This is a genomic window from Microbacterium panaciterrae, from assembly GCF_039541635.1.
In the GTDB taxonomy this organism is placed as follows: Bacteria; Actinomycetota; Actinomycetes; order Actinomycetales; family Microbacteriaceae; genus Microbacterium; species Microbacterium panaciterrae.
The window spans coordinates 119,360-145,573 of the sequence record NZ_BAABGP010000024.1 but is presented as its reverse complement, the minus strand read 5'-3'; the positions used below and the strand labels follow the sequence as shown (position 1 = coordinate 145,573).

Genomic DNA, 26,214 nt, shown 5'->3' with positions numbered 1-26,214 from the left:
AGGCACTCCTTCCGGTTGCGGACATGCCGCGGACGCGACATGTCCGGGCCACGATGCCCCCTCTGCGCCGAGGTCTCAACCGGCGGGCGGGTATTCGGAGGGTCTTCCCACCTGGGCGAGGCTGTGCGGCGGCACCGGCTTCATCGTGCGAGGGCTCGCAGCGCGGCGGCGACATCCAGATCCAGTCCCGGCACCTTCTCCGTCGGGACGGTGAGGGCGAGCAGCGCCCGGCTGAAGCAGTTCCTCGCGGCGGCGGCCAGAGTGATGTCCACGATCTGGCGATCGTCATAGCCGGCCTCGCGCAGCTCACGCGCGTCGGCATCGGTCATGGCCCGCGGATCCGTCGACAGCTTCGCGGCATACCGGATCACCGCCTGCTCGGCGGGGGTGAAGCCTCCGTCGTCGCCCTGGGCGAACGCCGCAAGACCGTCGCCGTCGAGCACATCGGCCCGGAGGGCCTTCCGACCGTGTGCGAGCAGGCAGTGCGGTGAGCCGATCGCGCGGGCGGCGCCGAGCGTCGCCGCCTCGTAGACCCGCACGCCGATCGACGGCACGATCGCCCGGATCAGTGCCAGGAACGCGGCATGCGCCTCAGGATTCACCGCCATCGCCCGTGTGTACGCGAACACGAAGCCGTCGTCGGAGAGGTCGTCGGCGTACATCTCAGCCACGTGCCCGTCGGCGGTCTCGACAGGGGGAGTGCTGATGATCATGGGATGCTCCTTCGCGTCCGTCGGGTCTCGGAGGAGGCGAGATCCTGCGCCCGAGCGAAGACTACGCCCGAGATCGGGCCGGTGACATGGGGCGAATGCCTCACCCGCGCCCGCGCGTCAGAACGGGCGTAGCATCGAGGGATGACCATCGCAGCCGGATCCGAGCAGCAGACTCCCGCGGGCGCCGAGCGCCCGACGCAGGGGACGCTACCCGGCGGACTCACCCTGCTGCCGGACCTCGACGGATCCGACGTCGGCGTGTGCATCGACGGCGTCTGCCGTCTCCCCGGCCAGCGCGCCTGAGCGCAGCCCTCCCCCCTCTTGCAGTCGTCCCCGTCAGCGCACTCTCTGGCGTGCACTGAGGGGGACGACTGGGTCAGGCGGCGCGGGGTACGCCGAGGATCCTCAGGTCGCGGGCGATGGACCAGGGCGTGTCGCGCAGTTCGCGTGCGGTGCATCGGATCTGGACGCGATCCCGGGCTGCGAGCGCCCGTTGGCGGGCGATGTCGTCCTCCCAGTGCGCGATCTCCATGTGGAAGGCTCCGTCGACCTCGAGAACGAGCAGCCGCCCGTCGGGGAGAAGCCACTCACAGTCGGTGAAGCGGATCCGCCCGCCGGCGTCCTGGCGCTTCGTCTGACGTCGAGGCGTGGCGAGGCCGAATTGACGGCACATCCTGAGAACGTCCAGTTCCGCCACAGACTGGGCACCATCGGAGATCTCACCGAGCGATTGCCGGAACATCCTCGCCCAGCGCAGGGGTCGCAGGCGGGCGACCCATTCCAGGAGCCGTTCGGGTGTCGTCAGACCTTGCTGCACGGTCGCGGCGATCACGCCCTCCGCGGTGCGGCTGGAACGCTGATATGCCGCGAAATGCAGCACGGCCGGCTCGATTCTGCAGACCGGAAGTTCGTGGTCGAGCCGGCGCATCGCCGTCAGCGGACGTCGGGTCTCGACGAATCGGATCCCGTCGAGGGGCGGGCCGAGATCGTTGCCCTGCGGTACCAGTACGGTGACCTCGTCGCGATGCCAGTTGCTCAGGCCCGAGACTTCAGCGGCGGTGAGATCGCCGATCAGCGCGGGGCCTCCGGCGTGCAGCACGCCCAGCCACATGAGTTGACGCCGAGTGAGTTCACCCGTTGTCGTGCCGATCACGAGAGGAGAGCGGGCGACCCAGCGCTCCGTCGCGATCCGGTGCTGCACCATGCCGCGACTGATCCCGTCAGCGCGTAGTTGCGTGCGAGTGATCAGTCCGTGCTGCGCCTGTGCCACGTCTCGCCATCCCATGGTTGGCAAGGGTGCCGCATTGCGCGCAGGGGTGCTTCGAGTTGTCCACAGCCTTCGAGTCGTCCCCGCCAGCGCACCCTATGGCGTGCGCTGGCGGGGACGACTCGAATGATGAGAGTGTCAGTGCATCGCGGGAGCGGGGGCGCCGTCGGCCTCTGACGGCTGGTTCGCGGGCTTGCGGATCACGAACGCACCCAGGATCGTGACCGTCGCGATGACTGCGCCGATCAGGAACGTGGTCCGCGATCCGGCGGCGACGGCAGTGGCGACCCCGGTGCCGCCGTTCGCGTTGACGATCAGCGTGAACATGGCCATCATCACCGCGATGCCCGCGGCTCCGGCGACCTGCTGCACCGTGCCGATGACCGCGCTGCCGTACGAGTAGAACTTCGGCGTGAGCGAGGCCAAGGATGCGGTGAACAGCGGCGTGAACGACAGGGCGAGCCCGATCGAGAGCAGGGTCTGCGCGACCAGCACGATCCAGACCGAGGTGGTGGTGCTCAGCGTCGTGTAGAACCACAGCGTGGCGGCGGTGAGCACGGATCCCGGGATCAGCAGGACCTTCGTGCCGCGCGCGTCGTAGATGCGGCCGATGACCGGGCCGAGCAGCCCCATCGCGAGCGCGCCCGGCAGCATGACGAGGCCCGCCTCGGTCGTCTCCAGGCCGAGTGCCTTCTGCAGGAACAGCGGCATGACCGTGAGCGTGCCGAAGAACGCGAGCGACAACAGGAACATCTGCACCATCGACAGCGAGAAGTCGCGGGAGAGGAAGACCCGCAGGTCGAGCAGGGCGTCATCCTCGCGCTGCAGCATCACCTGGCGCAGCAGGAACGAGGCGAGGCCCAGCACGCCGACCACGAGCGCGATCACCATCGGCCACGCGGATCCGTCGCCCCCGGCGATCGCGCCGATCTGGCTGAGCCCGAACACGAGCCCGCCGAAGCCGAAGGCAGAGAGCACGATCGAGAACACGTCGAGCGGGGCGTCGGTGCGCTCGCCGACGTCGGTCAGCCAGCGCCAGCCGATCACCATCGCGACCAGGGCGATCGGCAGCACGACCACGAAGATCGAGCGCCAGTTGAAGTGGTCGAGCAGGAAGCCGGACAGCGTCGGGCCGATCGCGGGCGCCAGCGAGATCACGATGCTGACCCGGCCCATCATCCGCCCGCGACTCTCCGCGGGAACGAGGTTCATCAGCGTCGTCATCAGCAGCGGCATCAGGATCGCCGTGCCGGACGCCTGCACGACGCGGGCGGCGAGCAGCATCGGGAAGCCGATCGCGAGGGCGGCGATGAGCGTGCCGGCGGAGAACAGGGCGAGGGCGCCGAGGAACATCTGCCGGGTCGTGAACCGCTGCAGCAGGAATCCCGTGGTCGGGATGACCACGGCCATCGTCAGCATGAACGCGCTGGTGACCCACTGCGCGGCGATCGGCGTGATGCTCAGGTCGTCGATGAGATGCGGGATCGCCATGCTCATCGTCGTCTCGTTGAGGATCGCGACGAAGGCCGCGGCGAGGAGCACCCAGATGACCGCCATGTCACGGCGGGGGATGAGGGAGGATCCGGTGCCGGTCGGCACCGGTCCGGTTTCGATGGCAGACATGCGTTCCTCCGGGAAAGCGCTCTGGGGAGATGCGCGAGTGCGCGATAGACCTCTCAGGCTAACCACAGGGTCGGACATTCCATTCCCGCCTCCCGTCCGACCCGGCGTTGCGCCTTGAGCGGACGGGGCGGCGGGCGTCGCGCCGGCGTCGCAGGCCGGTCGTACGCTTGCGGAGTGCCGGTGGCTGCGACCCCGGCCGTGGCAGGAGTGTGCGAATGAGCATGGCGAGGATGGGCGGTGGGCGCGGCATGCGTCCCGTCGATGAGGATTCCCAGCGCAGGCAGAACGCGGAGGCGCCCAAGGTCGAGGATCTCGGCAAGCGCGTCGTGGTGCTGTTCCGGCCGTATCGCGGGCGGATCCTGATGACGGGCCTCCTGGTCATCCTCGGCGCGGCTCTCGGGGTCGTCCCGCCGTTGCTCGTGCAGCGCGTGTTCGACGACGCGCTGTTCCCGAAGGGCGGCGGCGTGCAGCTGGGCCTGCTGGTCGGCCTGGTGGTCACGATGATCGCGCTGTATCTGCTCTCCGCCGGCCTCGGCGTGCTGCAGACCTGGCTCACCTCCACGGTGGGCAACAGCGTGACCGGAGACCTGCGCGTGCGCCTGTTCGAGCATCTGCAGGCCATGGAGCTCGGCTTCTTCACCCGCACCAAGACCGGCGTGATCCAGTCCCGGCTGCAGAACGACGTCGGAGGCGTGTCCGGGGTGCTCACCAGCACCGTGACCAGCATCCTCGGCAACACCGTCACCGTGATCGCGTCGCTCGTCGCGATGATCGTGCTGGACTGGCGCCTCACGATCATCGCCGTGTGCGTGATGCCGATCCTGGTGCTCGTGCAGCGCCGCGTCGGGCAGGTGCGCGCCCGGATCGCCGCGCAGACACAGGAGTCGCTCAGCGAGCTCACCTCGATCACGCAGGAGACCCTGAGCGTGTCCGGGATCCTGCTGTCGAAGTCGTTCAACCGTCAGCGCTCGGAGTCGGCGCGGTACCAGGCGCAGAACCGCACCCAGATCCGGCTGCAGGTGCGCACCGCGATGAGCGGTCAGGGCTTCTTCGCCGTGGTGATGGTGCTGATGTCGAGCATCCCCGCGATCATCTACCTCGTCGCCGGGTTCCTCATCGCCGGCGGGACCGGGGCGATCACCGCCGGAGCGATCGTCGCGTTCACGACCGTGCAGGCCCGCCTGCTCATGCCGCTGATGGGGCTCATGCGGGTGGCGCTGGACGTGCAGACCTCCTCCGCCCTGTTCGCGAGGATCTTCGAGTACCTCGACCTGGTGCCGCAGATCGCGGATGCGCCGACCGCCATCACGGCCTCGGAGGCGCAGGGCCCGCGCGGGAAGGTGGAGTTCCGCGACGTCGAGTTCCACTACCCGGACGCGTCGGCCTCGACCCGCGCCACCCTGCAGGGGGTGTCGTTCACGGCCGAGCCGGGACAGCACGTCGCGTTCGTCGGGCCCTCCGGCGCGGGAAAGACCACGATCCTCTACCTCGCGCCGCGGCTGTACGAGGCGACGTCGGGGGCCGTGCTGTTCGACGGCGCGGACGTGCGCACCCTCACCCAGGAGTCGATCATCGACGAGATCGGCATCGTGTCGCAGGAGACCTACCTGTTCCACGCCACGATCCGGGAGAACCTGGTCTACGCCAAGCCCGACGCCACCGAGGCTGAGCTGATCGCGGCGTGCAGGGCGGCGAACATCCATCACGTGATCGCCGGTTTCGAGGACGGCTACGACACCGTGGTCGGCGAGCGCGGCTACCGGCTCTCCGGCGGTGAGAAGCAGCGGATCGCGATCGCGCGGGTGCTGCTGAAGGATCCTCCCGTGCTGCTGCTGGACGAGGCCACCTCGGCGCTCGACACGGTCTCGGAGCGGGTCGTGCAGGAGGCGCTGGACGAGGCCGCCCGGGGCAGGACGACGCTGACGATCGCGCACCGGCTCTCCACGGTGATCGGCGCGGATGTCATCCACGTCATCGAGGAGGGGCGCATCGTCGAGTCGGGCACGCACGCGGAGCTGCTCGCGCACGGCGGCCTCTACGCCGATCTCGCGGCGCAGCAGGTGGCCGCGGCGCAGATCGAGCCGATCTGATCGGCGCCACCCGCCGTGGTCAGTGCACGGAGAGCCCGCCGTCGACGAACAGCGAATGCCCCGTGACGTACCCGGATCCGGCGCTCGCGAGGAACACCGCCGCACCCGCGAAATCGGAGGGCAGGCCGTTGCGGCCGATCATCGTGCGCGCGGCGAGGGCGGCGATCTTCTCCGGGTCCTCTTGCAGTCGTGCGTTCAGCGGCGTCAGCACGAACCCGGGCACCAGGGTGTTGCTGGTCACGCCGGTGCCGCCCCAGGCCTCGGCCTCGGAGCGCATCAGGGATTCCACCGCCCCCTTGGACGCGCCGTAGATCCCGCTGCCGACGAACGCGCGGTGCGCCTGCTGCGAGCTGATGTGGATGAGCCGGCCGTAGCCGCGCTCGGCCATGCCGGCGGCGTAGCGCTGGCCGAGCAGGAACGGGGCGAGCGCATTCACGGTCATCGTGGCGTCCCAGTCGGCCTCGGTGATCTCCGGGTAGGGCGGGCGGATGTTGATCCCGGCGGAGTTCACGAGGATGTCCGGCTCGCCGAACGGCTCGGTCGCGGCCTCGGCGGCGGCGCGGATCCCGTCTCTTGTGCCGAGGTCGCCGACGACCCCGGCGGCGCGGCAGCCGGCGTCTGCGAGCTCGCGCACCGTCGCGTCGACGCGGTCCGCACCGCGCGCGACGATCACGGTCGCCGCCCCCGCGCGGGCGAGGGCGGTCGCGATGCCGCGGCCGATGCCGGAGCTGCCGCCGGTGACGACTGCGGTGCGGCCGTCGAGGGAGAAGAGGGAGTCGAGATAGCCGGGCATGGGTCTCCTGAGGTCACCAGCGCAGTGCTGCGGCGAGAGAGGGATCGGGACGGGCGTCGGTGAGTTCCGGGTATGACCGCAGCTCTTCCAGGAACGCCGTGACCGCGGCCTGATAGGCGGGGTCGGGATGGGTGCCGGCGATCTCCTGGAGCGGCGGCACGTCCATCGCGAGGATGAGTTCGAGCCTAGCGGTGACGGCCGCGTGCGCGTTCGCCTCATGCAGCACCGCGATCCCGCCGCGGAGGGCTGCGAGGTAGTCCCGCAGCACCGGCAGCTGATCCTTGCCCTGCGTGATCGAGGATCCGTCGGCCCGCAGCCGCCACCGCACGACCGTGTCGGGGATCACGTCGAACGCCCGCGCCGTCGTGTACATGCGCTGCGCCACGATCTGGTCCTCGTACGCGACGCCTTCCGGGAAGCGCAGGCGGCTCCAGAAGTCGCTGCGGCTCACCTTCGACCAGGCCACGATGTTCGCGGACGCCGCCGGGTGATCGAGGATCGTCGTCGCGTGCCGTTCCGGATCCGTCGCGGCCGCGACCCACGGCTGCACACGTCCGTTCGCATAGCGCTTCCCGTCCCACCGCGAGCGTACGTAGGCGCCCGCGGCGAAGTCGCTGCCGGTCGCCTCCAGCGTCCCGGTCAGACGCTGCAACGCGGTCGGCAACAGCTCGTCGTCGCCGTCGAGGAAGCCGAGATAGGGCGTGTCGACGAGGTCGAGCGCAGCGTTGCGGGCACCGCCGAGGCCGCGGGACTCGGTGTGACGTACGACGGTGAAGCGCTCATCGGCGCTCGCCGCGGCGTCGAAGATGCGGCCCGTGTCGTCGGCGGATCCGTCGTCCACCAGGATCGCGCGCCAGCTGGGCAGGGTCTGCGCACGCAGTGAGTCGAGCGCGGCGGGAGCGAAGGCGGCGATGTCGCGACCGGGGACGATCACGGTCACGGTCGGGGCGGGCACCCGGCCAGTCTAGGAGCGCAGGGATCCGGCGGGCGCGGAGCGGGTCACGCGAGGACGGCGGCGACCGCGTCGGACACGAGGGCGGCCAGCCGCTCCGGCGCGTCACCGGGGAGGCCGTCCCTGCCCAGCGTGAACCGCACCGAGGTCTGAGCGACCGCCGGATCGATGCCGCAGGCCAGCAGGACGTGCGAGGGGTCATCGCTGCCCGCGGCGCATGCGGATCCGCTCGATGACACCACACCGCGGCGCTCGAGCTCGAGCAGCACCGCTTCGCCGGAGACGCCGGCGAAGGTGAAGCTCGCCGTGCCGGGGAGCCGGTTCTGCGGATCGCCCGTGAGGTGCGCTGACGGCACCGCTGCGAGCACCCCGGCGATGAGCCGCGCCGACTGCGTCCCGACGCGGGCGGCCGTCTCGGCGCGGGAGGCCTCGGCGAGCTCGAGCGCGGTCGCGAGCCCGACGGCTCCGGCCACGTTCTCGGTGCCAGAGCGGCGCCCGCGTTCCTGGCCACCCCCGTGCACGAGCGGCTCGAGCGGCACGCGGCCGCGTACCGCGAGCGCGCCCACGCCTTTGGGAGCGCCGAGCTTGTGCCCCGCGATCGCGACAGCGTCGGCACCGAGACCGGTGAGCGCCAGCCAGCCGGCGGACTGGACGGCGTCGACGTGCACCGGAACGCCGGCAGCGGACGCGGCGGCGGCGATCCCGGCGATGTCCTGGATCGTGCCGATCTCGTTGTTGGCGTGCCCGACGGCCACGAGCGCGGTGTCGGGGCGGAGCGCGGCGGCGACATCGGCGGGATCCACCCTGCCCGCGCCGTCGACGGGGACCAGCGTCGCCGTCATGCCGTGGAACCGCTGCAGATAGGCCACCGATTCCAGGATCGACTCGTGCTCGATCGGCGTCGTGATCACGTGCCGGCCGCCGCGGGCGAGCGCGGCGAGCGCGATCCCCTTGACGGCGAGGTTGTTGGCCTCGGTGCCGCCGGCCGTGAACACGACGTCGCCCGTGCGCATCCCGAGCATGCGCGCGACCCGGGCGCGCGCATCCTCCAGTCCGGCGGCCGCGGCCTCGCCCACCGTGTGATGGCTGGACGGGTTGCCGAAGGTCCCGGTCAGGTATGGCGCTATCGCCTCGAGCACCTCCGGGCGGACCGGGGAGGTCGCCGCGTGGTCGAGATAGAGCAGACCGGGGGGCATTTCAGTCGATCCGCGGGTCGGTGTCTATCCGCACGTCGAGGCCGAGGTCGAGGGCGCGGGCGGAGTGCGTGAGCGCGCCCACCGAGATGACGTCGACCCCGGTGGCGGCGACGTCGTGCACGGTGTCGAGGCTGACACCGCCGGACGCCTCGGCGGTCGCGCGGCCGGCGATGAGGGCGACTCCCGTGCGCAGGTCCTCGAGGGAGAAGTTGTCCAGCAGGACCGTGTGCGCCCCGCCCGCGAGGACGGCCGGGATCTGATCGAGTCGATCCACCTCGACCACCACGTGCGTGGTGTGCGGCAAGGTCGCAATGGCCTCGCGCAGGGAGGTGGCGAGGTCCCGCCCGCCCCGGGTCAGCACGGCGAGGTGGTTGTCCTTCGCCATCACCGCGTCCGAAAGCGAGAAGCGGTGGTTGTGGCCGCCGCCCGCGACGACCGCGTGCCGCTCGAATGCGCGCAGCCCCGGCGTGGTCTTGCGGGTGTCGGCGATGCGCACGGCCTTGCCGTCGGGTCCGGCCCCCTCGACCGCGGTCACGTAGGCCGCCGTGAGCGTCGCGATGCCGCTCAGGCGCTGGGTGAAGTTCAGGGCGACGCGCTCGGCGGTGAGCACGCTGCGGGCGGATCCCGTGACGGTGGCGAGCACATCGCCGGCGTCGAAGGCGTCCCCGTCGGCGAAATGCAGGTCCACCGCGACTCCCGGATCCGTGAGCGCGAACGCCGCCGTGAACACCGCACCGCCGGCCAGCACGCCGGGCTCGCGCGCGACGAGGTCGGCGGTCGCGGTTGCGTCGGCGGGCAGCAGCGCGGTGCTGGTCAGGTCGCCCCAGGGCGCGTCCTCTTCGAGGGCGGCGCCGACGACGCGGTTCAGGACGGCGGTGGTGATCATCGTGCTCCGATCAACGCGGGGGCGGGTTCGAGATGGTGTGCGCCGATCGAGGAAGGACGAGCGAGGGCGGCGCAGATCATGGCCTCGGCGACCTCGAGCAGGTTCCGGTCCTCCAGCGCGGTGCGGGTCATCGCCTCCGGCGGCTGCCAGGAGCGGACCGTGGCGAGCGCCTCGGTGAGGCCGTCGTGCGTGCGCAGCGGCCCGACCCGCTCCCACATGAGCTGCTGCAATGCGGCGCGGGTGAAGGGCTCGGCTCCTTCCGGGGTCGTCGAGCGAGCGAAGCGAGGGGTCGTTGAGCGAGCGAAGCGAGACGAAACGCGGTGGTCGTGGAGGAGCCGGCGTTTCGTCTCGGTCCTCGCCGGCGCTCGGTCCTCGCTCAACGACCCCGAGAGCGCGGCCGCGGCCCGCGCGCCGAACACGGCGCCCTCGAGCAGCGAATTCGAGGCGAGCCGGTTGGCGCCGTGCACGCCCGTGCGGGCGACCTCCCCGACCGCGAACAGGCCGCGCAACGTCGTGCGCCCGTCGGCGTCGGTCACCACGCCGCCCATGAGGTAGTGCGCGGCGGGCGTCACCGGGATCGGTGTGCGGGCCCAGTCGAAGCCGCGCTCCCGGGTCACCCGGTCGATCGTCGGGAAGCGTCGTGCGAGCAGTTGCGCACCGAGCGCCGTCGCGTCGAGCCGCACCGGTCCGCCCTGCTCGTGCGCGCGCCGGACGATGGCCCTGGCCACGACGTCGCGCGGGGCGAGCTCGCCGTCGGGGTGCGCGTCGAAGGCGAACCGGCGGCCGTCATCGTCGATGAGGATCGCCCCCTCGCCGCGGACCGCCTCGGAGATGAGGAACGCCGGCCCCGGCCCGGCCAGGATCGTCGGGTGGAACTGCACGAACTCCAGGTCGGCGACCTCGGCTCCTGCGCCCAGCGCGGCGGCGATCCCGTCGCCCGTGCAGACGGCGGGTGCGGTGGTGTGCTCGAACAGCTGTCCGGCGCCACCGGTGGCGAGGATCACCGCGTCGGCGGCGACCTCCTCGATCCGTCCGCGGACGAGGAGGCGGGCGCCCTCGACCCTGCCGGCGCGCACCCGCAGATCGGCCAGCACCGCCCGTTCCCGCACCGGGATCCCCGCCGCCCTGACCTGCGCGGAGAGGGCGGCCGAGATCGCCGCGCCCGTCGCATCGCCGCCGGCGTGCGCGATCCGGGCCGCGGAGTGCGCGGCTTCGAGGCCGCGCAGCAAGCGGCCCTCCGGATCGCGGTCGAAAGGCACGCCGCGCGCGATCAGCTCGGCGATCCGGGCCGGCGCGTCCCCGACCAGCGTCCGCACGACGGCGAGGTCGGAGAGCCCGGATCCCGCAGCGAGGGTGTCCTCCGCGTGGGCTGAAGGGGAGTCGCCAGGCCCGTACAGGCCCGCGATCCCGCCCTGGGCGAGAGCCGTGGCGCCGTCGCCGAGCACGTCCTTCACGACGATCTCGACACGGTGCCCCGCCTCATGGGCGTGCAGAGCGGCCGTGAGTCCGGCGATCCCGCCGCCGATCACGAGCACGTCGAGCCCGCCGCGCGCACTCATCACGCCACCGTCACCGGGGGTCGGGCCGCGAGCATCCGCTCCAGCGCCACTCGCGCCGGGTCGGCGACGTCCGTCGCGACCGTGATCCGGTTCGGGGTGCGCCCGGCGACAAGCTCTTCGAGCACCCAGGCGAGGTAACCCGGATGGATCCGGTACATGGTCGAGCACGGGCAGACGACCGGATCCAGACAGAAGACCTCGTGCTGCGGGTACTGGGCGGCGAGCCGGCGGACGAGGTTGATCTCGGTGCCGACCGCGAAGGTGGTGGGCTCGGTCGCAGCGGCGATCGCCTTGCGGATGTAGTCGGTGGATCCGGCCTCGTCGGCCGCGTCCACGACCTCCATCGGGCACTCCGGGTGCACGATCACCCGCACGCCGGGGTGCTCGGCACGGGCCTGATCGATCTGAGCGACCGTGAAGCGGCGGTGCACCGAGCAGAAGCCGTGCCAGAGGATCACGCGCGAGTCCTGCAGTTCTTCGGTGGAGGATCCGCCGAGCGGGCGCCGCGGATTCCACATCGGCATCTGCGCGAGCGGCACGCCCATCGCCTTGGCCGTGTTGCGGCCGAGGTGCTGGTCGGGGAAGAACAGCACCCGGCGTCCGCGCGCGAACGCCCACTCCAGCACCGTGCGCGCGTTCGAGGAGGTGCACACGATCCCGCCGTGCCGGCCGACGAAGCCCTTGATCGCGGCGGAGGAGTTCATGTAGGTGACCGGGATCACCGGCACGAGGCCGTCGGCATCCGCGACATCCAGCGGCCCGAGGGCGTCGGCGAGCTGCTCCCAGCACTCCTCGACCTGGTCGATGTCGGCCATGTCGGCCATCGAGCAGCCCGCGGCGAGATTGGGCAGGATCACGGCCTGATCCGGGCCTGAGAGCAGGTCGGCGGTCTCGGCCATGAAGTGCACGCCGCAGAAGATGATCGCCTCCGCGTCCGGGTGCTCCTTCGCGGCCGTCGCGAGCTGGAACGAGTCGCCCACATAGTCGGCGTGCCGGACGACCTCCTCGCGCTGATAGAAGTGCCCGAGAACCACCACGCGCTCGCCCAGGGTCTCCTTCGCGGCGCGGATCCGGTCGTGCAGCTCCGCCTCGTCGGCCTCCCGGTAAGCGGCGGGCAGCTCGCCCTGCCGGGGGGATCCGGTCGGGATCACGTCGCCCATCGAGGATCCGGGCCCGTACCCGGGGACGGCATCGAAGTTCCACGGACCGGCGGCGAGGTCGGTCGCGCAGGTCTCCTCAGTGGAGGCACCCGTGACGATCAGGCGGAGGGCGTGGTCGACAGAGGGATCGGTGAGGGTCATGACGTTCTCGTCTCTGCAGTGCTGGTCTCTTCGGGGGAGAGCGGGCCACGATCGGCCAGCTCGACATCGGCGGCGTCGCGGTACAGCCGGGCGGGGCGGTGGCTGCCGGTGCGGAACGCGTTGGTGGGGACAAGGGTCCTCGTCGCGTCGACCTGACGGCGGAAGTTCGCGGGGTCGAGCTTGCGGCCCAGGATCGTCTCATAGGCCTCGCGCAGGTCGGCGAGGGTGAACTCGGGGGGCAGGAATCCCTGTGCGACCCGGCTGTAGCCGGCCTTGTTGCGCAGCCGCCAGAGCGCGTACTCGATGATCCGGGCGTGATCGAAGGCGAGTTCCGGCAGATGCGCCGCGTCGAACCAGGCCACGTTCTCCGGATCGGAGCCGACCGCCGCGGCCGCCTCCTCCTCGCGCAGCAGCGCCCAGTAGATGACCGAGATCACCCGGCTCGGGGAGCGGTCCACCGCGCCGAACGCGTAGAGCTGCTCGAGATAGCTGGGCGCGAGCCCGGTGGTCTCGCCGAGGGTGCGCGCGGCGGCCGCCGTGAGCCCCTCTTCCGCATCGAGCCATCCGCCGGGCAGCGCCCACGAGCCCTGGTACGGGTCCCTGGTGCGCCGCACGAGGGGGAGCGCGATTCGCGGTGAGGGCCCCGCGGGGCCCTGCAGCGCGCCGTCGCGGCGCAGCGTCAAGATCACGGTCGAGACGGCGACGCGGATGGGATCCTCGGTGCCGCTGCTTCTGGTCATGATGACTTTAACCTCCGAAAAACGATCTTAGAGTCATCGTGACCAGAAGGCCAGTCGATGACGTCACACAAGAGCTGCCGTCGCGCAGGCGCATCACGGTAGGATGGGCGCAGAAAAACTGAACACGTGGCCGCATGGTCCGCGCGGGAGAGTCCGGTGAAGACAGCCGGACACCGAAGGAGCAAGCCTCCCCGCCAATCTCTCAGGTATCCGCACCGCGCAGATCCGGCCGCTCTGAAAAGCGATCTCGAGCGAATCTCGCTCGAGATCCGCCGACGGTGAAAGCCCCCGCAGCGAGACCTCGCCGCGCGGGCGAAGCTCTCAGGCCCATGACAGAGGGGGAGTTCTCGGATCCGCGCGCCGCACGGATCCTCACCGATCCGCACGGGAGAGCTCCATGACCCAGGACCCATCTGCACCCGCCCGCTACACCCCGCTCCGAGAGCGCCATGAGGCGCTCGGGGCATCCTTCACCGATTTCGGCGGCTGGCAGATGCCGGTCCGGTACACGTCCGACCTCGCCGAGCACCACGCGGTGCGCGCATCCGCGGGCATCTTCGACATCTCGCACATGGCGGAGTTCACCGTCGTCGGCGTCGGTGCGGCGGAGTATCTCGACTACGCGCTCGCCGGACGCCTCTCCGCTCTCGCCCTCGGCAAGGCGAAGTACTCGCTGCTGCTCGCCGAGGACGGCGGCATCATCGACGACGTGATCGTGTACCGCCTGGGTGATGACGATTTCCTCATCATCAGCAACGCGGGCAATCGCGACGCCGTGAGCGAGGCGCTGCAGGCACGCACGACGGGCCGCGACGTCACCGTCGAGGACGTCTCCGACGCCTACGCCCTCATCGCCGTGCAGGGCCCGAACGCCGAGGTCATCCTCGCCGAGACCGCCGGCATCGACGCCGTCAGCGTTCCCTGGGCCGAGCAGAAGTACTACGCCTGGGCCTCGGCGACCTACAACGGCAAGCCCCTGCTGCTCGCGCGCACCGGCTACACCGGGGAGGACGGCTTCGAACTGCTCGTCCCCGCCGAAGACGCCCCGGTGCTCTGGGATGCGGTCGTCGCCGCGGGAGCCGACCACGGGCTCGTCCCGGCCGGGCTCGCCGCACGCGACACGCTGCGCCTGGAGGCGGGCATGCCGTTGTACGGCCACGAGCTGAACCGCGAGACCAAGCCCGCCCAGGCCGGCCTCGGCCGGGTCGTCGTCGCCGACAAGGAGAGCTTCGTCGGCAAGGGCGGCGTGACGCCCGCGGAAGACGCGCCCGTCCTCGTCGGCCTCGTCGCCGAGGGCCGCCGCGCCGGACGCGCCGGCTATGCCGTCCAGACCGAGGACGGCGCCGTGGTCGGCGAGATCACGAGCGGCGCGCTCAGCCCGACGCTCGGCCACCCGATCGCGATGGCCTTCGTCGCCCCGGCCGTCTCCGACGGCGAGACCCCCCTGTTCCTCGACGTGCGCGGCACCAAGATCCCCGCCACCGTCACCGCCCTGCCTTTCTACCGGAGGAAGAAATGACCGATCTGAACACCCTGCACTACAGCGAAGAGCACGAGTGGGTCGCCGTGGACGGCGACACCGCGAGCATCGGCATCACCGACTTCGCCGCCGATGCCCTCGGCGACATCGTCTTCGTCGAGCTGCCCGCCGTCGGCACGTCGTTCAGCCGCGGCGACGTCTTCGGAGAGGCCGAGTCGACCAAGTCGGTCTCCGAGCTCTACGCCCCGGTCGACGGCACCGTCGTCGAGATCAACGACGCGGTGGTCGATGACCCGTCGCTGGTCAACTCGGCGCCGTTCGAGGGCGGCTGGCTGATCAAGATCTCGATCGCGGAGGGCGCCGTGGACGGCCTCCTCGACCGCGACGCGTACGTCGCACTCACGGAGGGCTGAGCGTGACCGCGTTCCTCGACCGCCACATCGGCACGACCGCGGCCGCCCAGCGGGCGATGCTCGACGCGATCGGCATCTCCCACGGCGCCGACGAGCGTCCGGTCGACGCCCTGATGCGCGAGGCCGTCCCCGCCTCGATTCGCGTCGCGTCCGACCGGGTCAGCGCCCTCCCTGCAGCCGCGAGCGAGGCGGAGGCGCTCGCCGAGCTGCGCGCCCTCGCCTCCCGCAACACGGTGAACCGCCCCATGATCGGCCTCGGCTACTACGGCACGATCACGCCCAGCGTGATCCAGCGCAACGTCTTGGAGAACCCGTCCTGGTACACGGCGTACACGCCCTACCAGCCCGAGATCTCGCAGGGCCGGCTCGAGGCGCTGATCAACTTCCAGACCATGGTCTCCGACCTCACCGGTCTCGACACGGCCAACGCCTCGATGCTCGACGAGTCCTCCGCGGTCGCCGAGGGCATGCTGCTCGCGCGCCGCGGCTCGAAGTCGGCGTCGCCCGTGTTCGTGGTCGACGCCGACGCCCTGCCGCAGACCAAGGCGCTGCTCGCCACGCGTGCAGGCGCGGTCGGGATCGAGCTGGTCGAGCGCGACTTCGCGGCGGGGGAGATCCTGCCCGAGGCGCTGTTCGGCGTGTTCGTGCAGTATCCGGGTGCCTCGGGACGGATCTGGGATCCCTCCTCGGTCATCGACGCGACGCATCTCGCGGGCGGCCTCGCGGTCGTCGCGGCCGACCTGCTCGCGCTGACGCTGATCGCGTCGCCGGGATCGCTCGGCGCCGACGTCGCCGTGGGCACCACGCAGCGCTTCGGCGTGCCGATGGGCTTCGGCGGACCGCACGCCGGGTACATGGCGGTGCGCAGCGGCCTGGAGCGACAGCTGCCCGGCCGTCTCGTCGGCGTCTCGCAGGATGCGGACGGCCACCCGGCCTACCGCCTCGCGCTGCAGACCCGCGAGCAGCACATCCGCCGCGAGAAGGCGACGTCGAACATCTGCACCGCGCAGGTGCTGCTGGCCGTGATGGCGGCGATGTACGCGGTCTACCACGGTCCCGAGGGGCTGAAGGAGATCGCGACCGGCGTCGCATCGCGGGCCCGCTTCCTCGCCACCCAGCTCGAGAAGGCGGGCGCGCACGTCGTGCACGCCGACTACTTCGACACCATCACCGTGCAGATCCCGGGCCGGGCCGAGGAGATCGTCGCCGCAGCTCACGCGGCCGGTATCCTGCTGCATCGCGTGGACGCCGACACCGTGAGCATCGCGGCCGACGAGACCACCACCTACGAGGACATCCTCGCGGTGGCCACGGTCTTCGGCGCGGGCGAGGGTTCCTTCGCGTACATCCCGGTGACGAGCGTCCCCGCGGCGCTGGCGCGCCAGGACGAGTACCTCACCCACCCGGTGTTCCACGCGCACCGCTCGGAGACCGCCATGATGCGGTACCTGAAGAGCCTCGCCGACCGCGACTACGCGCTCGATCGCGGCATGATCCCGCTCGGATCCTGCACGATGAAGCTCAACGCGGCGACGGAGATGGCGGCCGTCAGCTGGCCCGAGTTCGCGCAGCTGCACCCGTTCGCCCCCGAGGCCGACGTGCAGGGATCGCTCGCGCTCATCGATCAGCTGGAGGCGTGGCTGGCCGATGTCACCGGCTACGACGCGGTCTCCCTGCAGCCGAACGCAGGATCCCAGGGCGAGCTCGCGGGCCTGCTCGCGATCCGCGGCTACCACCTCGCGAACGGCGATGACCACCGCACGGTGTGCCTCATCCCATCCTCCGCGCACGGCACGAACGCCGCCTCGGCGGTGCTCGCCGGCATGAAGGTGGTCGTCGTGGCCACGGATGAGCTCGGCAACGTCGATCTCGACGACCTGCGCGCGAAGATCGCGCAGCACGCGGACGAGATCGCGGCGCTGATGATCACGTACCCGTCCACGCACGGCGTGTACGAGCACGATGTGCTCGACATCACGGCGGCCGTGCACGCGGTCGGCGGCCAAGTGTACATCGACGGGGCGAACCTGAACGCGCTGCTCGGCTACTCCCGCTTCGGCGACCTCGGCGGCGACGTCTCGCACCTCAACCTGCACAAGACGTTCGCGATCCCGCACGGCGGCGGAGGCCCCGGCGTGGGTCCCGTGGCGGCGAAGGCGCATCTCGCGCCGTACCTTCCGGGGCATCCGCAGGCGCAGCGCGCCGCGCACGCGGGCGGTCACGTGTTTGAAGGCGGGCCGGTCTCGGCGGCGCCCTACGGATCCGCGGGCGTGCTGCCGATCTCCTGGGCGTACGTCCGGATGCTCGGCGCCGACGGCCTGCGCGACGCGACGGCCGCCGCGGTCCTCGCCGCGAACTACGTCGCCGCGCGCCTGGGCGCGCACTACCCCGTGCTCTACACCGGCGAGCAGGGCAGGGTCGCGCACGAGTGCATCCTCGATCTGCGTCCGCTCAAGGAGGCGACCGGAATCACCGTCGACGACGTGGCGAAGCGCCTCATCGACTACGGCTTCCACGCCCCGACCATGTCGTTCCCGGTCGCGGGCACGCTCATGGTGGAGCCGACGGAGTCGGAGGATCTCGGCGAGCTGGAGCGCTTCGTCGAGGCGATGATCCAGATCCGCGCCGAGGCCGACGAGGTCGCCACGGGCGTCTGGCCGGCCGACGACAACCCGCTCGTGAACGCGCCGCACACCGCGGCCGCGCTGATCGCGGGGGAGTGGCAGCACGCCTACACGCGAGAGAAGGCCGCGTACCCGGTGCACGCGCTGATCGCGGGCAAGTACTGGCCGCCGGTGCGCCGCATCGACAACGCCTACGGGGACCGCAACCTGGTCTGCGCCTGCCCGCCCGTGGAGGCGTTCGCCTGACGTTCGCACCCGTTCGACAGACCACGACGCGCCCCGGAGCATGCTCCGGGGCGCGTCGTGTTCAGGTCACCAGTGAGTAACGGTTAACGCAGTCGGTTCGCCGGATCGGGCGCACCGCGGTTACGCTCGAATATCCCTTCATGCTCGACGACGAGCATGCAGATTGCAGTTGACTGTCCACAGGAGGACACACGTGAAGCGCAACAAGATCGCCCTTGCGGGCGTCGGGCTGCTCGCGATGGGCGCACTCGCCCTCGCCGGCTGCTCGGGTACGAGCGGCGGAAACGCCACCCCCACCACGGGTGGCAACTCGACCGCCATCATCAAGGTCAGCGGAAGCGAACCCGAGAACCCGCTCATCCCGACCAACACCAATGAGGTCGGCGGCGGCAAGATCCTCGACTCGATGTTCGCCGGTCTGGCGTACTACGACGCCAAGGGCAAGCTCGTCAACGACATGGCCGACTCGATCAAGGTCGACGACGCCAGCGACCTGACGGTGAAGCTGAAGCAGGGCAACACCTTCTCCAACGGCGAGAAGGTCACGGCCGACAGCTTCATCAACGCCTGGCAGTACGGCGCGCTGTTCTCGAACAAGCAGCTCAACCAGTCCTGGTTCAGCGACATCGAGGGCTTCAGCGACTCGGCCGACTCCCCGCTGACCGGCCTGAAGAAGGTCGACGACTACACGTTCGACATCAAGCTGGCCAACCCCGTCGCCGCGGACTTCTCGCAGCGCCTCGGCTACTCGGCGTACTACCCGCTGCCCGCGGCGTCCCTCAAGGACATGGCGGCAGCCGGTGAGAACCCGATCGGCAACGGCCCGTACAAGTTCGCCAAGGCCGGCGCCTGGCAGCACAAGATCCAGCTCGACCTGGTCAAGAACGACACCTACAAGGGTGGCCGTCAGGCGAAGAACGGCGGACTGACGTTCGTGTTCTACGCGACGCCGGACGCCGCGTACGCCGACCTGCAGAGCAACAAGGTCGACGTGATCGACCAGATCCCGTCGTCCGCGCAGCAGACGTTCGAGTCCGACCTGGGCGACCGTGCGGTCAACCAGCCGGCCGCGATCTTCCAGTCGTTCTCGCTCCCGAACAACCTCGCGCACTTCACCGGTGACGAGGGCAAGCTGCGCCGTCAGGCGATCTCGATGGCGATCGACCGTGCCGCCATCACGAAGACGATCTTCAACAGCACCCGCACCCCGGCCAGCGACTTCACCTCGCCGGTCATCGCGGGCTGGTCCGACTCCCTCACGGGCGCGGACGTGCTGAAGTTCGACGCCAAGAAGGCGAAGGATCTGTGGGCTCAGGCCGACAAGATCTCGCCGTGGAGCGGATCCTTCCAGATCGCGTACAACTCCGACGGCGGCCACCAGGCCTGGGTCGACGCTGTGGCGAACCAGCTGAAGAACAACCTCGGCATCGACGCGTCGGGCAACCCGTACGTCGACTTCGCCTCGCTCCGCAAGGACGTGAACGCACGCACCATCAAGACCGCGTTCCGCACCGGCTGGCAGGCCGACTACCCGGCGCAGTACAACTTCCTGCAGCCGCTGTACTCGACCAAGGCGTCGTCGAACGACACCGACTACTCGAACCCCGAGTTCGACAAGCTGGTCGCGAAGGGCGCTTCGGAGTCCGACCCGGCCGCGTCCACGAAGGACTACGCCCAGGCCCAGGAGCTGCTGCTCAAGGACCTGCCGTCCATCCCGCTGTGGTACTCCAACGTGAACGGCGGCTTCGCCAAGGGCGTCAGCAACGTTCAGTTCGGGTGGAACTCGGTTCCGCTGTACTACGAGATCACCAAGGGCTGACCGGCCCGAGGGATCACACCCGCGAGGCGGTGACGATCACGTCACCGCCTCGCGCGCTGTCGAAAACAGTGTCGTGCGCGTCGAACACGTGACACGATTCTCAGTGAGGCGCCAAACCAGCACAGACCGTGCCGGCACCCGAGGCGCCTCCTCATCTGGAGGGAGGGCGAATGATCGGTTACATCCTCAAACGCCTCTTGCAGGTGATCCCGGTTTTCATCGGGGCCACCCTGCTCATCTACTTTCTGGTGTTCGCCATGCCCGGCGACCCCATCGCGGCGCTCTTCGGCGACAAGCAGCCGAGCCCGCAACTGCACGCAGCGCTGACCGCCCAGTACCACCTGGATCAGCCGTTCATCGTGCAGTACTGGTTCTACCTGACGGGGATCTTCCGCGGTGACATGGGCACCACGTTCTCCGGTCAGTCCGTGAACGACGTCCTGGCGGCGACGCTGCCGGTCACGGGACGTCTCGCAGTGATGGCGATCGGCATCGAGTTCGTGCTCGCCATCATCATCGGAACCTTCTCTGCGCTGCGCAAGGGCAAGATCTTCGACAACAGCATGCTGGTCGTCTCGCTGATCTTCATCTCGCTGCCCGTGTTCGTGCTCGCCTTCCTGGCGCAGTACTTCCTCGCGGTCAAGCTGCACTGGTTCAGTCCGACCGTCGGCGCGGACAACGACTGGAGCGGCATGTGGCTGCCGGCGATCACACTCGGTGTGAGCCTGTACGCGACAAGCATGCGGCTGATGCGCGGATCCGTCATCGACACGCTCAACCAGGACTGGGTGCGCACCGCGTACAGCAAGGGCATGTCCAGGAGCCGCGTGATCCCCGTGCATGTGCTGCGCAACTCGCTCATCCCGGTCATCACCAACTCCGCGACGAACTTCGGCGTGCTCCTGGTCGGCGCGACGGTCACCGAGGGCATCTTCAACGTCCCCGGCGTCGGCAACACGCTGTTCCACGCCACGCTGCAGCACGAGGGCCCGACGATCGTCTCGTTCGTGACGGTCTTCGTGATCATCTACGTGCTCGTCAACCTGGTCGTCGACATGCTCTATGGCCTTCTCGACCCGAGGATCCGCTATGTCCAGTGACACCAGCGCGACGCATTACGTCGCCCCTATCAAAGAGACCACGATCGCGGTCGACACCGTCAAGGTCGGCGAGAAGCCGTCGAACCTCTGGCGGGACGCCTGGGCCGACATCCGCCGCCGGCCGATGTTCTGGATCTCGCTCGTCATCGTGTTCCTCGTGCTGCTGATGGCCGTGTGGCCGACGCTGTTCACGCAGACGCCGCCGAACAGCAACTGCCAGCTCTCCAACTCGAACTCCGGTCCCACCGCGGGGCATCCGCTCGGGTTCACGTTCCAGGGCTGCGACATCTACGCGCGGACCGTGTGGGGTGCGCGCACCTCCGTCTCGGTCGGCGTGATCGCCACACTCATCGGATCGGTCATCGGTCTGGTCATGGGCGCTCTGGCCGGCTTCTACGGCGGCTGGCTGGACTCGCTGCTGTCCCGGATCGGCGACATCTTCTTCTCGATCCCGTACATCCTCGCGGCGGTCGTCGTGATGAGCGTGTTCGCACAGTTCCGCAACGTGCTGACTCTCGCGGTCGCGATCGGCGGATTCGCGTGGGCCTCCACGGCCCGCGTGGTGCGCGCCGAGGTGCTCCGCGTGCGGCAGGCCGACTTCGTGATGGCGTCGCGGGCCCTGGGCAAGTCCCGGTTCGGCACGCTGATGGGGCACGTCATCCCGAACGCGATGGCGCCGCTGCTCGTGGTGTCCACGCTGAGCCTCGCCGCCGCGATCGTCGCCGAGGCGACGCTGTCGTTCCTCGGCGTCGGTCTCGGCAGCAGCACGATGAGCTGGGGCAACGACATCAGCCAGGCGCAGCAGTCTCTGCGCGTGGCCCCGATGGCCCTGATCTACCCGTCGATCGCGCTGACCGTCACCGTCCTCGCGTTCATCATGCTGGGCGAGCTCGTCAGAGACGCCCTCGACCCGAGAGCGAGGGCCCGCCGATGAGTGCTTCGACAGACACGCCGCTGCTGCGGATCCGCGATCTCAAGGTCGCGTTCGACACCCAGTCCGGATCTCGCGAGGTGCTGCACGGCATCAACCTCGAGTTGTTCGCGGGTGAGACGCTGGCGATCGTGGGGGAGTCCGGTTCGGGCAAGTCCACGACCGCCTCGGCGATCATCAACCTGCTCCCCGGAACGGGGCATGTCACGGCCGGGAGCATCACGCTCGACGGTCAGGAGCTGACCGAGCTGACCACCGGTCAGATGGAGCGGCTGCGCGGACGCGAGATCGGCTACGTGCCGCAGGATCCGATGTCCAACCTCAACCCGGTGTGGTCCATCGGCTTCCAGGTGAAGGAGGCGGTCCGTGCGAACGGCCTCGCCACCGGACGCAAGGAGATCGAGGCCCGCGCCGTCGAGGTGCTGCAGCAGGCGGGACTCGCGGACGCCTCCAAGCGCCTGCATCAGTACCCGCACCAGTTCTCCGGCGGCATGCGGCAGCGCGCGCTGATCGGCATCGGACTGGCGGCCGACCCGAAGCTGCTGATCGCGGACGAGCCCACTTCGGCGCTCGACGTGACCGTGCAGCGCGTGATCCTCGATCACCTCGCCAAGCTGACCCAGGAGAAGGGCACCGCGGTGCTCCTCATCACGCACGACCTGGGGCTGGCGGCCGAGCGCGCCGAGAAGATCATCGTCATGCAGAACGGCGAGATCGTCGAGTCGGGTCCGAGCAGGGAGATCCTGGAGAACCCGCTGCACCCGTATACGAAGAAGCTCGTGGCGGCCGCGCCCAGCATCGCGTCCCAGCGCATCCAGGCCGTGGCCGAGCGTCGGGGCATCGAGACGAGTGACGACATCGCGGGCATCCCGCCGGCGATCAGCGTGCGCGATCTGACCAAGGATTACAAGATTCGTCAGGGTCAGTTCCGCAGCGTGCCGTTCCGCGCGGTCGACGCGGTGTCGTTCGACATCCCGAAGGGCAAGACGCTGGCACTGGTCGGCGAGTCCGGCTCGGGCAAGTCGACCGTCGCCAAGATGGTGCTGAAGCTGGAGAACCCGACGGCCGGCACCATCGAGATCGACGGCGCCGACGTGTCCGCCCTGTCCGGGCGCGAGACGCTCGGCCTCCGCCGGCGCATGCAGCCCGTGTTCCAGGACCCGTACGGATCCATGGATCCGCTGCGCAACATCGGCAACACGATCTCGGAGCCGCTCGACATCCACAGCGTCGGCGATCAGGCCTCACGGCACGCGCGCGTGCTGGAGCTACTGGATCAGGTCTCGCTGCCGCGGGAGCTCGCGACGCGGTATCCGAACGAGCTGTCCGGTGGTCAGCGGCAGCGCGTGGCGATCGCCCGTGCGCTGGCGCTCAAGCCCGACATCGTCGTCCTCGACGAGGCGGTATCGGCACTCGACGTGCTGGTGCAGGATCAGATCCTGAAGCTTCTCGCGGAGCTGCAGAACGAGCTCGACCTCACGTACCTGTTCATCACCCACGACCTGGCTGTCGTGCGCGTCGCGGCCGACCTGGTCTGCGTGATGGAGAAGGGCAAGCTGGTCGAGCAGGGCACGGTCGATGAGATCTTCGCCAACCCGCAGCAGGAGTACACGGATCGTCTGCTGCAGGCGATCCCTGGCGTCTCGATCCCCCTGGGCGGTCATAGCGCGTGAGTTCTCCCGAACTGCTGCCCGTGGGCGCGCGGACGTACCGCGCGACCACGGGCATCGCCGTGCTGGTGGTGTGCGCGGTGCTGTCGGTGTTCCTGCTCGGCGACGCCGTGGTGCGCGGCAGCTGGGGGCTCATGCTCCTGTACGCGCCGTGGGTGCTGCTGGTGCTCTGGCTGATCTACGAGATCAGCGTGGTGTCGATGGTGCGCGTCGATGAGGAGGGCGCGGTCGTGCAGAACGTGCTGCGCCGCACGTCGTTCGGCTGGCGCCGGGTCACGGCGCTGGATCTGCGCTGGCAGCTCGACTTCGCACTCGAAGACGGGCGCCGCCTGTCCTGCTGGGGCGGACCGGGACGGATCCAGTCCCCGCGGATGAGCCGCGGCGGCGACGGCGTGAAGGTGCCGGAGAGCCTGCGCACCCTGACCGAGGTCAGCGCGCGGTGGGAGCACGCGGTCGAGCAGCCGACCGGTGCGGACGCGCCGATCCGCCGCAGCTGGGACTGGCCGGCGCTGGCCGCCCTGGTCGTGATCGTGGTCTGGGCCGTGATCGCGATCGCCGTCACCCGCTGATCCCATAGGCCAGCCCCCAACCCGCGACCAGCCTCCAACCCGCGAGACGGCAACTGCGCCGCGAGACTGCAGCAATGTGCTGCAGTCTCGCGGCATCGTTGCAGTCTCGCGGGCTTCGAGGGTGAGTCAACGCAGGGCGAGACGGAGAGCCGCGAGCATGGCGGGATCGGGGCTGCCGATACGCGGAACGCCGGTGCGGGCCAGCATGGTCGTCAGCAGGTCGGGATCTCGGATCTCGGGCCATCCCCCATCGCAGGTGGGCGCGCACCTTCCGGCGCAGCCGCGCTTCGCGTCGCTTCTCATCCCGGATCACGTCGCTCGGATCCCCGAGTTCGCCGGAGTACTTGACGGCGCCGTCCGCCTCGCCGATCAGGTCACGATCGCGCCAGAAGAAGTCGACACGATCCTCTTCGCCTTCCGTGCGGAAGGCGACTTGAAGCTCTGGAAGTTCGAAACCGCCGAACTCCATGACAGCGAGGCTGAGCGACTCCAGCACGCTCTCGGGGATGCCGGTCGCGCGATCCAGCACCCAGCGGGCCCGTCGCCGATACCGGGACGAGAGGCGTGACTCGTTCACCGCCTGGAGCTGTTCGATCGTGACGTCCGGTGCCTTTCGCCTGAGCGCATCGGCGTAGGCGAGTCCGACGCCCGGCGTGCTTGCCCGGGCGACGTCGACGATCGTGTCGCGCGCGAGGTGAACAGGATCCCGTCCTGACTCTCGATCTCGCGCTCGTCACGCGAGACGAAGGTCCTGACCGCACCGGACAGCCGGCTGGTGCCCCGGGCGTCCAGCACGTGAATGGGATCCGCGGTCCGAGCCAGGACCACGCCGAGAAGCGCTGCCGCCGACGGCCCGCAGAGGATGAGTTCGGGATGCCGGGCCGCCACAGCATGCACCTTCGCCAGATACCGTTTCCCCGGGGCGAGCGTGCGCCAGGCTGCGGTGCCGACGTACACCCCCGGGATGACACGGGTGAGCTCTCCCCGCCGATGCGCGGAGACGAGCCCGGACGGGTTCGTCGTCGCGGCCGAGCGGATCAGCGGTATGGGCGAAGGCGCCAGAGCGGTGAGTTCCATGACGGGCATGGGCTCATCCTGGGCAATCCCGCAACCCTCGATCGGCCTCGGCACGAAACCGGTGCACAACGCGCGACGGCCGCCACCCGCGCGGACTCAACCACCACGATCGCGCCACCCCTGTCCAAACCGGCGAGACTGCGTGTCCGACGCGAGACTGCGGCAACGTGCTGCAGTCTCACCGCGCAGATGCAGTCTCGCGGGTTCCCAGGGCTCGACGGGCTCGAAGGGTTCGAGGGGCCGGAGCGGGCCGCGCGGGTGTTGCCGGGGTCAGTGCGCGGGGAGGCCGAACAGGGCGGGCCAGAGCGACGCCGCCCAGGGGTAGCCGACGAAGGCGGCGGCGTCGATGAGGAAGTGCGCGACGAGGAACGGCAGCAGCCGGCCGGTGCGCAGGAACAGGAAGCCGAACAGCAGGCCCATCGCGAGGTTCCCGATGAAGGCGCCGGGTCCCTGGTAGAGGTGATAGCTCGCGCGCAGAACCGAGGTGCTCAGCACGATGCTCCACGGCCCCCAGCCGAGCTGGCGGAGCCGGGCGAACAGATATCCCAGCACCACGAACTCCTCCTGCACCGCGGCCCGAGCCGCCGACAGCAGCAGGATCGGGACGGTCCACCAGTAGCTGCTCTGCGCTCCCGGATCCACGGCCACGAACAGCCCCAGCAGGCGCCCGACGATGTACAGCGCCAGGCCGGGGATCCCGATCGCGAGGACCAGCCCGAGGCCCCAGCCGGTGTCGCGGCCGATCCGGGTGCCGTACAGGCCCAGCGCGCCCAGGCGCGGCCGGCTCGAACGCCAGAGCAGGAAGCACACCAGCAGCACGGGCACGATGGAGAACGCGATGCCCAGCAGCTGGTAGACGAGGTCGAACAGCTCGCGGCTGGACTGCGCGGGATTCAGCGTCGCGGTCTGGTCGGCGAGCGGCGTGCTCAGCGTCAGCCGGTCGAGCAGCTGCACCACCGAGTACACCGCGGACTGGCCCAGGCCCAGCGCGAGCACGATCGCGATCTCCCACCTGATCCGCCCGCGCGGCGGTGCGTCCGGCGGGTCCAGCGGCAGCGTGATCCTCATGCGACGAGCGTACGGGGATCCGATCAGGATCCGCCGCGCAGGCCTCGTTCAGCCCCGTCATGTATCCTGAAGAGTCCGGAATCCCGGGCGCAACCCC

22 protein-coding genes and 2 riboswitches are annotated in these 26,214 nt (G+C 70.0%); of the genes, 10 read left to right on the top strand and 12 right to left on the bottom strand.

Annotated features, from left to right (window positions below; genetic code table 11):
* Positions 1–140: 140 nt before the first annotated feature.
* Positions 141–713 (bottom strand): carboxymuconolactone decarboxylase family protein, encoded by a 573-nt coding sequence (locus ABD882_RS17225; protein ID WP_345188657.1) that lies wholly within the window; start codon positions 711–713, stop codon positions 141–143.
* Between the two features lie 141 nt (positions 714–854).
* On the opposite strand from ABD882_RS17225, the gene ABD882_RS17220 reads away from it, so the two are divergent.
* Complete coding sequence (locus tag ABD882_RS17220) at positions 855–1,016, top strand: hypothetical protein (protein ID WP_345188656.1); 162 nt, start codon at positions 855–857, stop codon at positions 1,014–1,016.
* A gap of 73 nt (positions 1,017–1,089) precedes the next feature.
* Here the strand turns inward: ABD882_RS17220 and ABD882_RS17215 are convergent, their stop codons facing one another.
* Together ABD882_RS17215 and ABD882_RS17210 are read right to left on the bottom strand one after the other, a co-directional pair.
* Entirely contained in the window at positions 1,090–1,983 is an 894-nt protein-coding gene (locus ABD882_RS17215) for a hypothetical protein (protein WP_345188655.1), read from the bottom strand.
* 135 nt (positions 1,984–2,118) lie between these two features.
* Complete coding sequence (locus tag ABD882_RS17210) at positions 2,119–3,603, bottom strand: MDR family MFS transporter (protein ID WP_345188654.1); 1,485 nt, start codon at positions 3,601–3,603, stop codon at positions 2,119–2,121.
* 221 nt (positions 3,604–3,824) lie between these two features.
* Between ABD882_RS17210 and ABD882_RS17205 the strand changes: the two genes are divergently transcribed.
* Positions 3,825–5,693 carry an ABC transporter ATP-binding protein gene (locus ABD882_RS17205; RefSeq protein ID WP_345188790.1) on the top strand — a complete coding sequence of 623 codons (1,869 nt, stop codon included), beginning with the start codon at positions 3,825–3,827 and terminating at the stop codon, positions 5,691–5,693.
* Between the two features lie 19 nt (positions 5,694–5,712).
* Here ABD882_RS17205 and ABD882_RS17200 read toward each other — a convergent pair whose 3' ends face one another.
* Genes ABD882_RS17200 through ABD882_RS17170 form a run of 7 tightly spaced genes read right to left on the bottom strand, consistent with a single transcriptional unit; the run spans position 5,713 to position 13,120 of the window.
* Positions 5,713–6,486, bottom strand: coding sequence for an SDR family NAD(P)-dependent oxidoreductase (locus ABD882_RS17200; protein ID WP_345188653.1), 774 nt, complete (start codon positions 6,484–6,486; stop codon positions 5,713–5,715).
* Between the two features lie 13 nt (positions 6,487–6,499).
* Positions 6,500–7,441 carry a glycosyltransferase family 2 protein gene (locus ABD882_RS17195; protein ID WP_345188652.1) on the bottom strand — a complete coding sequence of 314 codons (942 nt, stop codon included), beginning with the start codon at positions 7,439–7,441 and terminating at the stop codon, positions 6,500–6,502.
* 44 nt (positions 7,442–7,485) lie between these two features.
* Positions 7,486–8,622: a cysteine desulfurase family protein gene (locus ABD882_RS17190; protein WP_345188789.1), complete on the bottom strand. Its 1,137-nt coding sequence runs from the start codon at positions 8,620–8,622 to the stop codon at positions 7,486–7,488.
* Between the two features lie 13 nt (positions 8,623–8,635).
* On the bottom strand, positions 8,636–9,520 hold the full coding sequence (gene nadC / locus ABD882_RS17185) for a carboxylating nicotinate-nucleotide diphosphorylase (protein ID WP_345188651.1): 885 nt from the start codon (positions 9,518–9,520) through the stop codon (positions 8,636–8,638).
* Positions 9,517–11,079, bottom strand: coding sequence for an L-aspartate oxidase (gene nadB / locus ABD882_RS17180; RefSeq protein WP_345188650.1), 1,563 nt, complete (start codon positions 11,077–11,079; stop codon positions 9,517–9,519). The genes nadC and nadB overlap by 4 nt, the downstream gene beginning before the upstream one ends.
* On the bottom strand, positions 11,079–12,380 hold the full coding sequence (nadA, locus tag ABD882_RS17175; RefSeq protein WP_345188648.1) for a quinolinate synthase NadA: 1,302 nt from the start codon (positions 12,378–12,380) through the stop codon (positions 11,079–11,081). The genes nadB and nadA overlap by 1 nt, the downstream gene beginning before the upstream one ends.
* On the bottom strand, positions 12,377–13,120 hold the full coding sequence (locus ABD882_RS17170; protein ID WP_345188647.1) for an NUDIX hydrolase: 744 nt from the start codon (positions 13,118–13,120) through the stop codon (positions 12,377–12,379). The genes nadA and ABD882_RS17170 overlap by 4 nt, the downstream gene beginning before the upstream one ends.
* A 134-nt stretch (positions 13,121–13,254) precedes the next feature.
* Positions 13,255–13,348: riboswitch (glycine riboswitch) on the top strand.
* A gap of 1 nt (position 13,349) precedes the next feature.
* Positions 13,350–13,463: riboswitch (glycine riboswitch) on the top strand.
* Between the two features lie 54 nt (positions 13,464–13,517).
* Between ABD882_RS17170 and gcvT the strand changes: the two genes are divergently transcribed.
* From gcvT to ABD882_RS17130, 8 genes are all read left to right on the top strand, one after another.
* Positions 13,518–14,639 (top strand): glycine cleavage system aminomethyltransferase GcvT, encoded by a 1,122-nt coding sequence (gene gcvT, locus ABD882_RS17165; RefSeq protein WP_345188646.1) that lies wholly within the window; start codon positions 13,518–13,520, stop codon positions 14,637–14,639.
* Positions 14,636–15,013, top strand: a complete 378-nt coding sequence (gcvH, locus tag ABD882_RS17160; RefSeq protein ID WP_345188645.1) for a glycine cleavage system protein GcvH — start codon at positions 14,636–14,638, stop codon at positions 15,011–15,013. Before gcvT ends, gcvH begins: the two co-directional genes overlap by 4 nt.
* A 56-nt stretch (positions 15,014–15,069) precedes the next feature.
* Positions 15,070–17,883 (top strand): aminomethyl-transferring glycine dehydrogenase, encoded by a 2,814-nt coding sequence (gene gcvP / locus ABD882_RS17155; protein ID WP_425563391.1) that lies wholly within the window; start codon positions 15,070–15,072, stop codon positions 17,881–17,883.
* Between the two features lie 193 nt (positions 17,884–18,076).
* Positions 18,077–19,702: a peptide ABC transporter substrate-binding protein gene (locus ABD882_RS17150; protein ID WP_345188644.1), complete on the top strand. Its 1,626-nt coding sequence runs from the start codon at positions 18,077–18,079 to the stop codon at positions 19,700–19,702.
* 170 nt (positions 19,703–19,872) lie between these two features.
* Positions 19,873–20,802 carry an ABC transporter permease gene (locus ABD882_RS17145; RefSeq protein WP_345188643.1) on the top strand — a complete coding sequence of 310 codons (930 nt, stop codon included), beginning with the start codon at positions 19,873–19,875 and terminating at the stop codon, positions 20,800–20,802.
* On the top strand, positions 20,792–21,736 hold the full coding sequence (locus tag ABD882_RS17140; protein WP_345188641.1) for an ABC transporter permease: 945 nt from the start codon (positions 20,792–20,794) through the stop codon (positions 21,734–21,736). Before ABD882_RS17145 ends, ABD882_RS17140 begins: the two co-directional genes overlap by 11 nt.
* Positions 21,733–23,406 carry a dipeptide ABC transporter ATP-binding protein gene (locus ABD882_RS17135; protein WP_345188640.1) on the top strand — a complete coding sequence of 558 codons (1,674 nt, stop codon included), beginning with the start codon at positions 21,733–21,735 and terminating at the stop codon, positions 23,404–23,406. Before ABD882_RS17140 ends, ABD882_RS17135 begins: the two co-directional genes overlap by 4 nt.
* Complete coding sequence (locus ABD882_RS17130; RefSeq protein WP_345188639.1) at positions 23,403–23,972, top strand: PH domain-containing protein; 570 nt, start codon at positions 23,403–23,405, stop codon at positions 23,970–23,972. Before ABD882_RS17135 ends, ABD882_RS17130 begins: the two co-directional genes overlap by 4 nt.
* 573 nt (positions 23,973–24,545) lie before the next feature.
* Here ABD882_RS17130 and ABD882_RS17125 read toward each other — a convergent pair.
* Positions 24,546–25,058 carry a hypothetical protein gene (locus ABD882_RS17125; protein WP_345188638.1) on the bottom strand — a complete coding sequence of 171 codons (513 nt, stop codon included), beginning with the start codon at positions 25,056–25,058 and terminating at the stop codon, positions 24,546–24,548.
* 261 nt (positions 25,059–25,319) lie between these two features.
* Positions 25,320–26,117, bottom strand: a complete 798-nt coding sequence (locus ABD882_RS17120) for a CPBP family intramembrane glutamic endopeptidase (RefSeq protein ID WP_345188637.1) — start codon at positions 26,115–26,117, stop codon at positions 25,320–25,322.
* Positions 26,118–26,214 lie beyond the last annotated feature (97 nt).

Bases quoted from the DNA above. Each gene is read 5' to 3' on its own strand.
- ABD882_RS17225 (WP_345188657.1), bottom strand. From the start codon at position 713: ATGATCATCAGCACTCCCCCTGTCGAGACCGCCGACGGGCACGTGGCT.
- ABD882_RS17220 (WP_345188656.1), top strand. From the start codon at position 855: ATGACCATCGCAGCCGGATCCGAGCAGCAGACTCCCGCGGGCGCCGAG.
- ABD882_RS17210 (WP_345188654.1), bottom strand. From the start codon at position 3,603: ATGTCTGCCATCGAAACCGGACCGGTGCCGACCGGCACCGGATCCTCC.
- ABD882_RS17205 (WP_345188790.1), top strand. From the start codon at position 3,825: ATGGCGAGGATGGGCGGTGGGCGCGGCATGCGTCCCGTCGATGAGGAT.
- ABD882_RS17200 (WP_345188653.1), bottom strand. From the start codon at position 6,486: ATGCCCGGCTATCTCGACTCCCTCTTCTCCCTCGACGGCCGCACCGCA.
- nadC (WP_345188651.1), bottom strand. From the start codon at position 9,520: ATGATCACCACCGCCGTCCTGAACCGCGTCGTCGGCGCCGCCCTCGAA.
- nadB (WP_345188650.1), bottom strand. From the start codon at position 11,079: ATGAGTGCGCGCGGCGGGCTCGACGTGCTCGTGATCGGCGGCGGGATC.
- nadA (WP_345188648.1), bottom strand. From the start codon at position 12,380: ATGACCCTCACCGATCCCTCTGTCGACCACGCCCTCCGCCTGATCGTC.
- ABD882_RS17170 (WP_345188647.1), bottom strand. From the start codon at position 13,120: ATGACCAGAAGCAGCGGCACCGAGGATCCCATCCGCGTCGCCGTCTCG.
- gcvT (WP_345188646.1), top strand. From the start codon at position 13,518: ATGACCCAGGACCCATCTGCACCCGCCCGCTACACCCCGCTCCGAGAG.
- gcvH (WP_345188645.1), top strand. From the start codon at position 14,636: ATGACCGATCTGAACACCCTGCACTACAGCGAAGAGCACGAGTGGGTC.
- gcvP (WP_425563391.1), top strand. From the start codon at position 15,070: ATGCTCGACGCGATCGGCATCTCCCACGGCGCCGACGAGCGTCCGGTC.
- ABD882_RS17145 (WP_345188643.1), top strand. From the start codon at position 19,873: ATGATCGGTTACATCCTCAAACGCCTCTTGCAGGTGATCCCGGTTTTC.
- ABD882_RS17140 (WP_345188641.1), top strand. From the start codon at position 20,792: ATGTCCAGTGACACCAGCGCGACGCATTACGTCGCCCCTATCAAAGAG.
- ABD882_RS17135 (WP_345188640.1), top strand. From the start codon at position 21,733: ATGAGTGCTTCGACAGACACGCCGCTGCTGCGGATCCGCGATCTCAAG.
- ABD882_RS17125 (WP_345188638.1), bottom strand. From the start codon at position 25,058: ATGCCCGTCATGGAACTCACCGCTCTGGCGCCTTCGCCCATACCGCTG.
- ABD882_RS17120 (WP_345188637.1), bottom strand. From the start codon at position 26,117: ATGAGGATCACGCTGCCGCTGGACCCGCCGGACGCACCGCCGCGCGGG.